14 protein-coding genes are annotated in these 13,156 nt (G+C 71.5%); 8 read left to right on the top strand and 6 right to left on the bottom strand.

The genetic code is table 11. The features are described from left to right. Positions 1-54: 54 nt before the first annotated feature. On the bottom strand, positions 55-1,779 hold the full coding sequence (locus tag ACFU74_RS21715) for a protein kinase (RefSeq protein ID WP_380759145.1): 1,725 nt from the start codon (positions 1,777-1,779) through the stop codon (positions 55-57). A gap of 165 nt (positions 1,780-1,944) precedes the next feature. Here ACFU74_RS21715 and ACFU74_RS21710 point away from each other — a divergent pair, with 165 nt between their 5' ends. Both ACFU74_RS21710 and ACFU74_RS21705 read left to right on the top strand, forming a co-directional pair. Continuing rightward, on the top strand, positions 1,945-4,224 hold the full coding sequence (locus ACFU74_RS21710) for an FdhF/YdeP family oxidoreductase (protein ID WP_380759143.1): 2,280 nt from the start codon (positions 1,945-1,947) through the stop codon (positions 4,222-4,224). 25 nt (positions 4,225-4,249) lie between these two features. Continuing rightward, entirely contained in the window at positions 4,250-4,852 is a 603-nt protein-coding gene (locus tag ACFU74_RS21705; RefSeq protein WP_380759141.1) for a CatB-related O-acetyltransferase, read from the top strand. 35 nt (positions 4,853-4,887) lie between these two features. Here the strand turns inward: ACFU74_RS21705 and ACFU74_RS21700 are convergent, their stop codons facing one another. Continuing rightward, positions 4,888-5,160, bottom strand: a complete 273-nt coding sequence (locus tag ACFU74_RS21700; protein WP_380759139.1) for a DUF6879 family protein — start codon at positions 5,158-5,160, stop codon at positions 4,888-4,890. Positions 5,161-5,662: 502 nt separating this feature from the next. Between ACFU74_RS21700 and ACFU74_RS21695 the strand changes: the two genes are divergently transcribed. Next, positions 5,663-6,349, top strand: coding sequence for a hypothetical protein (locus ACFU74_RS21695; protein WP_380759137.1), 687 nt, complete (start codon positions 5,663-5,665; stop codon positions 6,347-6,349). A gap of 217 nt (positions 6,350-6,566) precedes the next feature. On the opposite strand, the gene ACFU74_RS21690 is transcribed toward ACFU74_RS21695, so the two are convergent. Both ACFU74_RS21690 and ACFU74_RS21685 read right to left on the bottom strand, forming a co-directional pair. After that, entirely contained in the window at positions 6,567-6,749 is a 183-nt protein-coding gene (locus tag ACFU74_RS21690; RefSeq protein ID WP_380759135.1) for a DUF397 domain-containing protein, read from the bottom strand. After that, entirely contained in the window at positions 6,742-7,605 is an 864-nt protein-coding gene (locus tag ACFU74_RS21685; protein ID WP_380759133.1) for a helix-turn-helix domain-containing protein, read from the bottom strand. The genes ACFU74_RS21690 and ACFU74_RS21685 overlap by 8 nt, the downstream gene beginning before the upstream one ends. Positions 7,606-7,924: 319 nt before the next feature. Between ACFU74_RS21685 and ACFU74_RS21680 the strand changes: the two genes are divergently transcribed. From ACFU74_RS21680 to ACFU74_RS21670, 3 genes are read left to right on the top strand one after another with little or no spacing between them, the layout of a single operon-like run. After that, positions 7,925-8,290, top strand: a complete 366-nt coding sequence (locus tag ACFU74_RS21680; protein ID WP_380759131.1) for an ATP-binding protein — start codon at positions 7,925-7,927, stop codon at positions 8,288-8,290. Continuing rightward, on the top strand, positions 8,287-8,493 hold the full coding sequence (locus ACFU74_RS21675) for a hypothetical protein (RefSeq protein ID WP_380759129.1): 207 nt from the start codon (positions 8,287-8,289) through the stop codon (positions 8,491-8,493). The genes ACFU74_RS21680 and ACFU74_RS21675 overlap by 4 nt, the downstream gene beginning before the upstream one ends. Further along, positions 8,490-8,747, top strand: coding sequence for a hypothetical protein (locus ACFU74_RS21670; RefSeq protein WP_380759127.1), 258 nt, complete (start codon positions 8,490-8,492; stop codon positions 8,745-8,747). The genes ACFU74_RS21675 and ACFU74_RS21670 overlap by 4 nt, the downstream gene beginning before the upstream one ends. Before the next feature lie 234 nt (positions 8,748-8,981). Here the strand turns inward: ACFU74_RS21670 and ACFU74_RS21665 are convergent, their stop codons facing one another. Continuing rightward, on the bottom strand, positions 8,982-9,557 hold the full coding sequence (locus ACFU74_RS21665; protein ID WP_380759125.1) for a hypothetical protein: 576 nt from the start codon (positions 9,555-9,557) through the stop codon (positions 8,982-8,984). Positions 9,558-9,567: 10 nt separating this feature from the next. After that, positions 9,568-11,205, bottom strand: a complete 1,638-nt coding sequence (locus ACFU74_RS21660) for a C40 family peptidase (RefSeq protein ID WP_380759123.1) — start codon at positions 11,203-11,205, stop codon at positions 9,568-9,570. Positions 11,206-11,628: 423 nt separating this feature from the next. On the opposite strand from ACFU74_RS21660, the gene ACFU74_RS21655 reads away from it, so the two are divergent. Beyond that, positions 11,629-12,825: an anion permease gene (locus ACFU74_RS21655; RefSeq protein WP_380759121.1), complete on the top strand. Its 1,197-nt coding sequence runs from the start codon at positions 11,629-11,631 to the stop codon at positions 12,823-12,825. 28 nt (positions 12,826-12,853) lie between these two features. After that, positions 12,854-13,111 (top strand): hypothetical protein, encoded by a 258-nt coding sequence (locus tag ACFU74_RS21650; RefSeq protein WP_380759119.1) that lies wholly within the window; start codon positions 12,854-12,856, stop codon positions 13,109-13,111. The last annotated feature ends 45 nt before the right edge of the window (positions 13,112-13,156 follow it).

Raw genomic sequence — 13,156 nt, 5'->3', positions numbered from 1 at the left:
GGGTGAGGTGGCCCGGGGGCGGCTGGCTCCGCCACCCCCCGGCTCCGAGCCGCGTCACGGGCCGTAGATCTCCTCCACCAGATCCTCGGCCGTGACGTGGTCCGGGGCGGAGAGGATCCAGTCGCCGACCCGCTTGATCCCGGTGCCGCGTTCCAGCGCCGTCAGGCAGGCGTTGGCCTCCTGGTCCGAGGTGAAGTCCCAGGCCAGCAGGCGGCGGATCAGCAGCAGCGCCTCGCCCGGGTGCATCCGCGGCCGGCGGCCGGACCGTGTCCGCCCTGCCGGGGACGCCGCGAGCCGCTGCTGGTAGCCGGAGAGGTCCTGCCAGGCCTGGACGGTGGCCGGGTGCTGCTCGCCGAGCGCCCGGGCCAGGTCCGGCAGCAGGGTGCGCAGCTGGAGCACCGCACCCTCCAGGTCGCCCCGGTTCGCCGTGTACACCGCCAGGTCGTGCCGTGCCTTGAGCACCCGGTGGTCGTGGCCGCCCCAGGCGGTGTGCAGGTCCGGCAGCAGCTGGACGAGCCGGCGCAGCGCGGTGACCGTCTCACCGCTCTCCCCGATGCACCACACCAGGTGGTAGCGGGCGGCGAGGGTGTCCGGGTCGGTCTGGCCGAGGGCGAGCCGCATGTCCTCGGCCAGCGTGGAGAGCAGCCGGATCGCGCCGTCGAGGTCGCCGGCCCGGCTGAGGAACCAGGTGAAGTCGCGCCAGGCGTTGAGGGTCTCGCGGTCGGTGGCGCCGAGCGCGGCCACGGCCTCCTGCGCCACCGCGTGGAGCTGCACGGCGGACTCGCCGGCCGTCGCCGCCCGGAAGGCGGCGTCGCGGCGCTCGCGCAGGGCGGCCCGGACGGCCTCCTGCGACGGGACCGGCAGAACCGGCAGAACCGGCGGGGCCGGCGGTGGCAGCGGCGGGGCCGGGGGCGGGGGCGGCAGCACGGGCCCGACCGGCCCCGCCGTCCGCCGCTCCTCCAGCCCCGCCAGCCGCCGCTCCACCGTCCGGGCGTCCGCCGGCCGCCGTTCCGGGTCCTTCGCCAGCAGCTCCGCGATCAACCCCGCCAGCTCCGCCGGCAGCCCGAACGACGCCGGGTCCAGCGCCGGCGGCGGCTCGTTGAGGTGCTGGTACATCAGCACCGGCGTCGAGTCCCCGCCGAACGGCCGCGCCCCGGTGCAGAGCTCGACCAGCACGCAGCCGAGCGCGTAGAGGTCCGCCCGGCCGTCCACCCGGCCCCCGGTCCAGCGCTCCGGCGCCATGTACGCGGGGCTGCCGATGACCGTTCCGGTGGTGGTGAGCCCGCCCGTCCCGATGTCGAGCTGCGCGATGCCGAAGTCCAGCACCTTCACCACGCCCGCGTCGGTGACCATGATGTTCTCGGGCTTGATGTCCCGGTGCACCATCCCCGCGTCGTGCGCGGCGGCCAGCGCGGAGCAGATCTGCCGCCCCCAGCGCAGGCTCTGCGCCGGGTCCGCCGGGCCGTCCCGGAGCACGGCGGTCAGGGTGCGGCCGGTGAGCAGTTCCATCACCAGGTACGTCACCAGCCGGCCGCCCAGCTCGCCCTCGCCGAGGTCGTGCACGGTGACGATGTGCGGGTGGGAGAGGTTGCCCGCCGCGCAGGCCTCGCGGACGAACCGCAGCGCCGCCTTCTGCTGGTCCTCGCCGTGGTGGTTGATGACCTTGACCGCCACCGGCCTGCGCATCCGGGTGTCGAAGGCCCGCCACACCACGCCGAACCCGCCCTGGCCCAGCCGCTCGACCAGCTGGTACCGCCCGTCGAGCACGTCGCCGACCATCACCCGCCCACCCCCGGCCCCATCGAAGCACCTGCACTCTATCCGCGCCCCCGCCCCCGCCGCCCTCCCCCGTTTCTCCCCTGCCGCCCCCGGCCGCCCAGGTGCGAGGATGACATCAGGCGCCGCGACGAGGCGGCGGCCCCCGCACAGCCGAGGAGCGCAGTCATGGCCAAACAGGCCCCGCAGAGCGACCCGGCGCAGGACGCCCCCCGGGTGTCGGCGCGCCAGCACGCGGCAGCCGGGCTGCCCGCCGTCGGCCACAGCCTGCGGATGGCCACCGAGCAGATGGGCGCCCGCCGCACCCTGAGCACGCTGCTCAAGGTCAACCAGCCGGACGGCTTCGACTGCCCCGGCTGCGCCTGGCCGGAGCCCGGGAAGACGCACACCGCCGAGTTCTGCGAGAACGGCGCCAAGGCCGTCGCGGAGGAGGCCACCGAGCGCCGGATCCGCGCCGAGTTCTTCGCCGCCCACCCGGTCGCCGAGCTGGCCGGGCGTTCCGGCTACTGGCTCGGCCAGCAGGGCCGGCTCACCCAGCCGATGCTCCTCGACGAGGGCGCGACCCACTACACCCCCGTCTCCTGGGACGACGCCTTCGCGCTGATCGCCGAGGAGCTGCGCGCCCTGGACACCCCGGACGGCGCCGCGTTCTACACCTCGGGCCGGACCAGCAACGAGGCCGCGTTCGCGTACCAGCTGTTCGCCCGCCGACTCGGCACCAACAACCTGCCGGACTGCTCCAACATGTGCCACGAGTCCTCCGGCTCGGCGCTCACCGAGACGCTCGGCGTCGGCAAGGGCAGCGTCAGCCTGAAGGACCTCTACCAGGCCGATCTGATCATCGTCGCGGGCCAGAACCCGGGCACCAACCACCCCCGGATGCTCTCCGCCCTGGAGCGGGCCAAGCGCGCCGGCGCGACCATCGTCAGCGTCAACCCGCTGCCCGAGGCCGGGCTGGAGCGTTTCAAGAACCCGCAGCAGGCGCGCGGCCTGGTCGGCCACGGCACCAAGCTGACCGACCTCTTCCTGCAGATCCGGCTCGGCGGCGACCTCGCCCTGTTCCGCGCGCTCAACCAGCTGATCGTCGAGCAGGACGCCGTCGACCACGCCTTCGTCGCCGAGCACTGCCACGGCTTCGAGGAGTTCGCCGCCGAGGCCGCGACGACCTCCCGCGAGGAGGTGCTCGCCGCCACCGGGCTGCCGTGGTGGCAGATCGAGGAGCTGGCCCGGCTGGTCCTCGCGTCCGAGAAGGTGATCGTCTGCTGGGCGATGGGCCTCACCCAGCACAAGCACGCCGTGCCGACCATCCGCGAGGTCGTCAACTTCCTGCTGCTGCGCGGCAACGTCGGCCGTCCGGGCGCGGGCGTCTGCCCGGTGCGCGGGCACAGCAACGTCCAGGGCGACCGGACGATGGGCATCTTCGAACGCCCCACCACCGCCTTCCTGGACGCGCTCGGGCGGGAGTTCTCCTTCGAACCGCCGCGCGAGCACGGCCTGGACTCCGTCGACACCATCCGCGCCATGCGGGACGGCCGGGTCGGCGTCTTCTTCGCGATGGGCGGCAACTTCGTCGCCGCCACCCCGGACACCGAGGTCACCGAGGCGGCGATGCGCCGCTGCCGGCTCACCGTGCACGTCTCCACCAAGCTCAACCGCTCGCACGTGATCACCGGCGCCCGCGCCCTGATCCTGCCCACCCTCGGCCGCACCGACCGGGACGTCACCGCGCGCGGCGCCCAGTTCGTCACCGTCGAGGACTCGATGGGCCAAGTGCACTCCTCGCGCGGCGGCCTGCGGCCGCCGGCCCCCGGGCTGCTCTCCGAGACCGCCATCGTCTGCCGGCTCGCCCGGGCCGTCCTCGGGCCGGAGGACACCGTGCCGTGGGAGGACTTCGCCGCCGACTACGACACCCTGCGCGACCGGATCGCCCGGGTCGTCCCCGGCTTCGAGGACTACAACGACAAGGTCCGCCGCCCCGGCGGCTTCACCCTCCCGCACGGCCCGCGCGACACCCGCACCTTCCCCACCGCCACCGGCAGGGCCAACTTCACGGTCAACCCGCTCACGGCGCCGGAGGTCCCGGCCGGCCGGCTGCTGCTGCAGACGCTGCGCTCGCACGACCAGTACAACACCACCGTCTACGGCCTGGACGACCGCTACCGGGGTATCAAGGGCGGGCGGCGCGTCGTCCTGGTCGACCCGGCCGACGCCCTCGAACTCGGGCTCTCCGACGGCCAGTACGTCGACCTGGTCAGCGAGTGGAAGGACGGCGTGGAGCGCCGGGCCCCCCACTTCCGCGTCGTCTACTACCCCGTCGCCCGGGGCGGCGCCGCGGCGTACTACCCGGAGACCAACGTCCTGGTCCCGCTGGACTCCACCGCCGACATCAGCAACACGCCCACGTCCAAGGCCGTCGTCATCCGCTTCGAGGCCGACAGTGGCGCCTGAGCCCGATCCGACGGTCCTCCACCCGATGCCGGAGCAGCCCCGCGTGGTGCTGCTCCGGCCCCTGGTGACGTCCCCGCTCATCGAGGTGGGCGAGTTCACCTACTACGACGACCCGGAGGACCCGACCGCGTTCGAGACCCGCAACGTGCTCTACCACTACGGTCCGGAGCGGCTGGTCATCGGCAGGTACTGCGCCCTGGGAACGGGCGTCCGCTTCATCATGAACGGCGCCAACCACCGCACGGACGGCCCGTCCACCTTCCCGTTCCCCATCATGGGCGGGCCGTGGGCGGCCCACTTCGACCTCCTCACCGACCTCCCCAACCGCGGCGACACGGTGGTCGGCCACGACGTCTGGCTGGGCAACGGCGTGACCGTGATGCCGGGCGTCCGCATCGGCCACGGCGCCATCGTCGCCACCGGCTCCGTGGTCACCACCGACATCCCGCCCTACGCCATCGCCGGCGGCAACCCCGCCCGCGTCATCCGCCACCGGTACGACGAGGAGGAGATCGCCCGCCTCCTCGCCATCGCCTGGTGGAACTGGCCCCCCGCGCACATCACCGCCCACGTGCGGACGATCATGTCCGGCACCATCGAGGAGCTGGAAGCCGCCGCCCCGGAGTAGGAAGTCGGCCCGTCCGACTTCCTGCTCCGGGGGGGTCATCGCCGTCCGAGCGGGCAGGGCGGGGGCACTTCCGAGGTGGGGCCGTGGGTACGGGGGCAGGAGACGGCCGCGACGGAGCGAAGCTGCCGCCCGGGGGTCCCGACCCAGTCGGCGGTCCGGTAGCCCTCCGGCTGCTCCTCCCCGGTGAGGAAGGCGTGAAAGGCGTCCACCCCACCGGACTGGCTGTAGTCATCGAGCGTCTCCAGCCGGAACGCCGTCCGTTCGAACACCGAGAACCAGTCCCCCAGGGTCCTAGATGAGGTTGTCACGAACGGCCTTCCGGATGAGTTCGACAGGGATCTCGACCAACGACTCGTGATCCGGAATCCGCGGACCGTGCCCGGTGGTCCGATCACCCTGAACAGCGAGGGTGCCACGGTCCGTCAGGTACAACGTCGGGCAGTCACCGTCGTCCTCCTCGATGGCTCGGTGTCCCGGCCATCGTCCCGAGGCGGAAGGGGCAGGGACAAGAGGTTGCCGTTTCCAACACTGGAAACCGACTCGCTCCGCCGAAGGAACGGCAGGCGGACCACGGGTGGCTGCCCCCTCGCTCGCACCGAGCGAGGGGGCAGTTGGGGTCCCCGGTACTCATCCCGAGTGGGAAGTCGACCGATCCGACTTCCCACTCCACGTTGGACAGCCGCTGGTGGGCCTCAGAGTGGGTGACGGTCGACTTCGCCGGCCTTGTGATGACACGGGGGAGGTAAGGACGGCATCGCCGTCATCGGACTCGCGCAGCGTCGCGCAGGGTGGCTGGCTGCGGAACCGCCAGTGGCATTGTCACTGGCATTTGGGATGATCGCGTGGCTGGCGTGGCCACGCTGGCGTCGCGACTCCGGGGTGGCTCGAATGGATCTGTGGCGGGAGCTGTCGGCACTGCTGGAGGAGCGGTTGAGGTCGGCGTCGCCCGGTGAGCGTCGCGTCTTCGCCGCCGGGGTCGCGGAGCGGCTCATGAGCCGGCATGAGGCGTTGCCCGAGGACGAGCAGGCGCCGTTCACTCTGAGCCTGCGTCCCCTGCTGAATTCGGTGTGGGAGGGCGTTCTCGGTGATTCCACGGCGTTCGCGGCGGTGAACCGTGGTGTCGCCCAGTACATGCTCAGCGAGTACTGCCACAACGACGGTCAGGACGGGCCGGCCGATGCAGACGAGTCCGCTGCGGCGGCAACGCTGTTTGCCGCGCACACCTACCTCTTCGGCTGCCACGAGTTCGCCATCTGGACCAGCGGCCGGGCGGTGGAAGCCGTCGACGAGCATCTTCAGCACCTGGCCGAGATGGAAGAAGACGAGCTCTCTATCGACGCGGACGAGGCGCTGGCCTCTGAACTGCGGCGTCAGCTTCGGGATCTCGATCTCATCGCGGATTTCTCGAAGGAACTCCGCTACTCCCTCATGGGATTGCCCAGCGACACATCGGTCCGACTTCGTGAAGAGCTACGGACTCCCCTCTCCCGCCGGTAGTGAGCGAGGGGCAGCCAGGGCCCCCGATGCCCATCCCGGAGTGGGAAGTCGGCCGGATCCGACTTCCCACTCCACCCTTGCTTGGGTGGTGGTGCTCGGTGGTCCCTCGCTCCGGCCAAGCGAGGGCCCACCGGCAACGGCTACTTCGCCGTCCCCACGGAGTAGGAAGTCGATGTCGCCGACTTCCTACTCCGCGCTGGACGGCGGCTGGCAAGCCTCAGTCGAGTTCGCCGGCCTTGATGGCGCGGAGGAGGTTGGCGAAGGTGGCGGGGTCAGCGCGGAGGACGACATCGCCGTCGTCGGACTCACGTAGCTCCACCGCCCGAATCGCCGAACGCACTTCGACGCACTCGTTGTTCGCCGCGCTGTAACTCGACTTCTGCCATATTGCTTCAGGCATAACTGGCCTCTATTTCCTTCTTGAGGGAACGGATGAAGTCGCGCGATCCGTCCTCGGAGAGCGCAGTGGAGTCCAGCCGGTCGAAGATGGCCCGCTGCTTGGCCAGATCTGCCGGAGAGTCGAAGAAGATCGTCCCCTGCGACACGTCCATCTGCACGGTGTCCAGCTCAGGTACCGGACCCTTCGCGAAGGTGAGGTTCTCACCAGATCCCGGGAAGGTGTCAAGCGCGAACGGCACCGCCCGTACGGAGATCCCCGGCTGCGTGGAGTCCTCAATCAGTGCCTCAAGCTGCTGGGCAAGAACTCTCGGTCCTCCGAACTGCATACGGAGCGCGGCTTCGTGGACATACGTCCGCAGCGGCGTCCTGCCGGATCGGACGATCTGCTGCCGTTGAACCCGAAAGGCAGTCCTGATGTCGATCTCGGTTCGGGATAGCGGCGGGTAGATCCGAGTGAAGACGGCAGAGGCGTAGGTGCCGGTCTGCAAGAGCCCGGGGATGTAGGTGGTGGTGCAGATGGCGATCTCCTGGGCATGCGCCTCGACCTCGGCCACTTCCAGGAAGTCCGTCGTCAGCACCTCGCGATAGCTCTCCCACCAGTCCCTTCCACGCTCACCGATGATGCCGGCAAGTGCGTCGACCAGCGGTCGGTTGGCGCAGTTGCAGGCGGAAGCGATGGTGTGAAGCCGTTCTACGCTGATGCCGATCCGCCCGGATTCCATCTGCGTGACCTGGGCGGGACTCATGCCGACGGCACGACCAAGTTGGGATCCTCCAAGACCGGCCTGCTCTCTCATCCTCCGCAGTTCCGTTCCGAGCCTGCGTTGACGGATGGTTGGGTTCGGGCGTGGAGGCATGACTTCCTTCCGGGGCGCGGTCGGGCCAAGTGTGCCGCGCCGTTCGGGTGATGGTCCACCGGAGAGTGATGTTCCGGCCGCCGTTACCTCTCACGGGTGAATATCTCGCGAGCGTAAAAAATAGATACTGCCGTGCGCTATGGTCTATCTCGCAGCGATCCGATGGGTCGTCAGTAATGCCTGAACTCATGGTCGGTAGGCGCATGCTGCCCACTTCGCACCGCAGAGCAGCCAGGTCCGGGCCGGCCTCGTTCACGGTGACGCATCCATCGGCATCCCCCCGTTCCTCCCCCTCACGCCTCTTCCATGGAGGTCTGTCATGCGTGCCCTCGACCCGCCCGACTGCACCGCCGTCCGCGCCGAACTCCGCTCCATCCTCCACACCGCCGGCTGGCGCCCCGACGCCATCGACGACGCCGAACTCGCCTTCCAGGAACTCTTCGTCAACGCCTGGCAGCACGGCGACTGCCCCGCCCCCGCCGTCCTGGTCTCCCTCGTCCCGGCCACCCTGCGTGTCGCCGTCTGCGACGACAGCCCCGACCTGCCCGAACCCCGCCTCCCCACCGACCCCTACGCCCTCTCCGGGCGGGGCCTCCACCTCGTCCGCGCCCTCACCCACCGCTTCGGCGCCACCCCCACCAAGACCGGCAAGATCACCTGGTTCGAACTGGACGCCGCCGCGTGAACACCCCCATCACCCCCGACGACCCCGCCCTGCGCACCTACACCGCCATCGAAGTCACCTACCTCCTGCGCGAACTCCACGAAATCGGCGAGCCCTTCGGCATCCAGTGGGACTCCGCCACCGCCAACGGCACCACCATCGACTTCGGCGAGACCTCCCTCCCCACCCTCCTCGAACTCCTCCGCGAAGCGAGCCGGAAGTGACCGGCTTCCTCATCGGCACGGCCTTCGCCGTCCTCCTCGCCCTCGCCATCGCCACCGTCGTCACCGGCGTCGTCACCGCCCTCAAGGTCGGCCCACCCCCGCCGCCCATCACCCGCCACGGCCGCTGGGAACTCCGCACCCTCCCCGACGGCACCCCCGAATACACCTGGATCGCCCGCCAGGCCGGCCACTTCAGCCCCGAAACCAACCCCCACAACCACAAACCCCACGGCCGCCACCGCATACCCCAATGACCACCCGGAGTGGGAAGTCGGACCGGCCGACTTCCCACTCTCCACCCATCGCCCATCGACCGATGACGAGCCCAAAAGACCTGCCGACACCGCGCGGAGTAGGAAGTCGGTCCCGCCGACTTCCTACTCCTGCCCGGGGCCGCCGGCGGTTCTCGCTCGGAGGGGCGTAGAGGGCCGACGGGGGGTGGGATGGGGGTGGATTCGGCGACGGGGAGGGCCAGGAGCAGGAGGCGGTCAGCCGTTGTAGTACGTCAGGAACTCGGTGATCAGCTCGGGTGGGTTGGCGGCCGTGGTGGCCTCTTCCTCCCAGCCGGGGCTGTCCATGTCGAACACGACGATGGGCAGGGGGCGACCGAAGATCCGCGCTACGGTGCCGCTCGCGTTGAGGTCGTGGGCGAGGGTGATCACGGCCTCCTGGAAGGTCCCCCGCAACCGGTCCGCCTTGGCGGCGGTCGCGGCGTCGTCCAGACGGCGGTCGAGGTCGAACGGGCCGTCGTACCAGAAACCGAGGCGCCTGGCCTCCTCCTCCCACAGCGCGCCGCCCACCGGGTCCTCGGGCACGTTGCCGAGCCGGTCGAAGCCCTCCAGGATCCAGTGGGCGTAGTTCCAGCGCGCCTCGTCGGGGTCGGCGTCCGCCGCCGCCCCGCACCGGCTCTCGGTGTTGTGGCCGATGTCGACGTACGGGCGCCGGTCGTCGGCGTCCAGCCGCCAGATGTTGAAGGCGAGGACGTAGACGTCGGACCGCACCCGCTCGGGCAGCCGTTCCAGGATGCCCGAGCCCGCCCGCCGCAGATGCGCCCCGAACGTCACCGGCCGCCGGTCAGTTCTGCTGGGGCGAGAGGCTGCCCGAGGCGGAGGCCGAGGCGGTGCCCGTGGCCGTGGCGGCGTTGGAGCCGGTGGCGGTGGGCGAGCCGGTGCCGGTGCCGGTCGGGGTGGACGTCGGGGTCTCGGTGGGCGTGCCGGTCGGGGTGCCCGACGGGGTATCGGTCGGGGTGCCCGACGGCGTGTCGGTGGGCGTGCCCGTCGGGGTATCGGTCGGGGTGCCCGACGGCGTGTCGGTGGGCGTGGCCGACGGGGTGGTGGTCGGCGTGCCGGGGGTGGTCGGGGCCGTGGTCGGCGTGGACGGGTCGGTGCCCGGGGCCGGGGTCGTCGGGGCCGTGGGAGTGACCGGCACCCCCGGTACCTCCGGCACCACCGGGACGACGGGAACCACCGGAACGACCGGCGTCCCCGGGTCGACCGGCGGCTGGTTGAGCGGGCTGGACGCGATCGGCGTGACCGAGTCCCAGCCGGCCGGCAGGTCCGGCACCTTCCAGGCGCCGCCCGCGTCGTCCGCCGCCCCGTCCGGGTCCGGCCGGACGGCGCCGAGCACCGGGTTGGCCCCGATCGGCCCGACCTTGACGTACGAGCCCGGCCGCGGCGCGTGCACGACCAGCCCTCCGCCGATGTACATCGAGACGTGCGTGGCACCCTCGAAGTAGATGATCAGATCGCCCGGCCGCAGCTGGTTCAGCGGGATGCGCTGGAGCTGCGCCCACTGCTCCTGGCTGGTGCGCGGAATCGGCTTGCCGGCGTGCAGCCAGGCCTGCGAGGTGAGCCCGGAGCAGTCGAACACGTCCGGCCCGGCGCCGCCCCACACATACGGCTTGCCCAGCTGGGCGAGCGCGTAGGCGACCGCGGCCCGCCCGGCCAGCGACGGCGTGCGCTCGCCCTGGCCGAGCACGCCGGAGGCGAGGAAGGCGAGCTGGGCGTCGTCCGCCTTGGCCTTCTCGACCTGCTCCAGCTCGGCACGCTGGGCGCCGGTCAGCGAGGAGACCAGCTGCTCGACGGCGGCGAGGTCGGCGGCGACCTTGGCCTTGGCGGCGTCCTGCTGGGTGACCAGGGTCTGCGAGGTGCTGAGCGCCTCCTCGTTCTGCTTCTGCAGCACGCCCAGCGCGTCACGGTCGGCGGTCAGCTTGTTCAGGAACTCGTTCTGCGAACGGCTGGCCGCGGCGAGCAGTTCGGCGATGGTGACGGCCTCGTACGGGTCCTTGGAGAGCAGCAGCTCGGCGTAGGCGGAGGCGGAGCCGTTGCGGTACTGGGCGGCGGCGAGCTGGGCGGCGACATCCGTCCCGGCGTCGACCTGCTTCTGCTGCCGCTCCAGCTTGCCCTTGAGCTCGGCGAGCGAGGCCTGCTGCATGGCGACCTTCTCGACGGCCGCGTTGTACTGCTCGGTGGCGGCCTCGGCGCCCTGGTAGAGCGCGTGCAGCTGGTCGAGCAGCGGGCCGAGGGTGGCCTTGGCCTGGGCGAGCGGGTCACCGGCGGGGTCGGCGACCGGAGGAGCGGCGGGCGCCGTCGGCGCCGTCGGCGCCGTCGGGACCGGGTCGGCCCAGGCCGCGCCGGCGGCCACCGGCAGCGACAGGGCGGCGGCCGCGAGGACGGCGCCGCAGCGCAGCGCGGCCCGCACCCAGGCCCGCACCCAGGCCGGCCGCCTGCCACCGGATGCGCCCGGTACGCCCGTCAGTCGTCCGTCCGCCGGCTCCGCACGCCGCGCCGCCCCGCCCATGGATCTCGCCCTCCCCGCCCGCCCGCGCTCCGGCGTCCCCGGACCTCCGGCTGATCCTGCCACGGGTTACTCGCCGGAAACAGACCGCGCCCGTACGGCCCGATGAATTTTTCGCCCTGCCTGTGAGGCAGCTCTCAGCAAATGGGGCGAAGCGGACGGATCTCCACTAATGTCCTGCTCAGCACGGCGGACGCCACCCATCGGAAAGGTCCCGGCAACCCCTCCGACACCGTCGGAACCTTGATTCCGAGGCCAGTTCACCTTCCGTTCACCAAGCGTCCCTACCGTCGCGCACGACACCAACGTCAGTGCGACAACTACGACGATTGTTTGGGTATGGAACACATCTCGTTCCTGGTGGCCGTTGTGATCATCACGGCGCTCGCCTTCGACTTCACCAACGGGTTCCACGACACCGCCAACGCGATGGCCACCTCCATCGCGACGGGAGCCCTCAGGCCGAAGGTCGCGGTCACCATCGCGGCCCTGCTCAACTTCGCGGGCGCCTTCCTCTCCGTGAAGGTCGCCACCACCATCTCCGGCGGCATCGTCAACGAGAAGACCGGCATCCATCCGGAGATCATCTTCGCCGCACTGGCCGGTGCCATCCTCTGGAACCTGCTGACCTGGCTGCGCGGCCTGCCGTCGAGCTCCTCGCACGCGCTCTACGGCGGCCTGATCGGCGCCACCGTGGTCGGTGTCGGCGCCAACGGCGTCAACTTCGACACCGTGGTCAGCAAGATCCTCATCCCGGCGGTCGCCTCCCCGCTGGTGGCGGGCCTGGCCTCCTGGGGCGCCACCAAGCTCGCCTTCGCGATCACCCGCAAGAGCGGCGAGCAGACGGTCGGCAAGGGCTTCCGCACCGGCCAGATCTTCTCCTCCTCGCTGATCTCGCTGGCGCACGGCACCAACGACGCCCAGAAGACGATGGGCATCATCACCCTGACCCTGGTCTCGGTCGGCGCCCTGCCGAAGGGCGCGCTGCCCCCCACCTGGGTCATCGTCTCGGCCGGTGCCGCGATCGCGCTCGGCACCTACATGGGCGGCTGGCGGATCATCCGCTCGATGGGCAGCGGCCTGGCGGACATCACCCCGCGTCAGGGCTTCGCCTCCGAGTCGGCCGCCGCGACGGTCATCCTGACCTCCTCCAGCATGGGCTTCGGCCTCTCCACCACCCAGGTCTGCTCCGGCGGCATCATGGGCGCCGGCCTCGGCGGCCCGAAGGCCGAGCTGCGTTGGGGCATGGTCCGCCGCATGGTCTACACCTGGGGCCTGACCCTGCCCGCCGCCGCCACCGTCGGCGGAGTCGCCGCCTACCTGGCCGAGCGCGGGAACTGGGGCGTCGCCCTGGTCGGCGCCGCACTGGTGGCCGGCTCGGCCGCGATGTGGGTCATCTCCCGCCGCCAGCCGGTCGGCGCGGACAACGTCAACGACACCGCCGACGTCACCCCGGTCGAGACCGGCCCGGCCACCGTGCCCGCCGCGGCGACCGCCCCGACCACCACTCCCGCCTCGACCACGGTCGCGGCCTGACCGCCGCCGGCTGAGGAGCTCGAACACCATGCACATCAAGTGGAACGCCCTGGCCCAGACCGCCGGCATCAGCTTCGGCGTCACCGTCGGCGTGGTCGCCGTCTTCGCGCTCGGCATCCTGGCCCTGTCCCGCCGCGAGGCCGCGCTCACCGCGCACCGCGAGGCGGCCGGCCCGAACGCCGCCCCGGCGACCGGCGGCCGGCTGGCCCTGGCCGGCGCGTACGCCTGCTTCGCCGTCTGCGGCGCGGCCGTCCTCTACGGCCTGGTGCTGATCGCCGACAAGTAGGGCACGGACGGAACGCCGGAGGGCCGGGAGCGGAACCACGCTCCC

Origin of the sequence: Kitasatospora sp. NPDC057500 (assembly GCF_042802195.1) — a bacterium.
Classification (GTDB): Bacteria; Actinomycetota; Actinomycetes; order Streptomycetales; family Streptomycetaceae; genus Kitasatospora.
The sequence above is the reverse complement of the archived record's forward strand: the minus strand, read 5'-3'. Positions and strand labels throughout refer to the sequence as shown.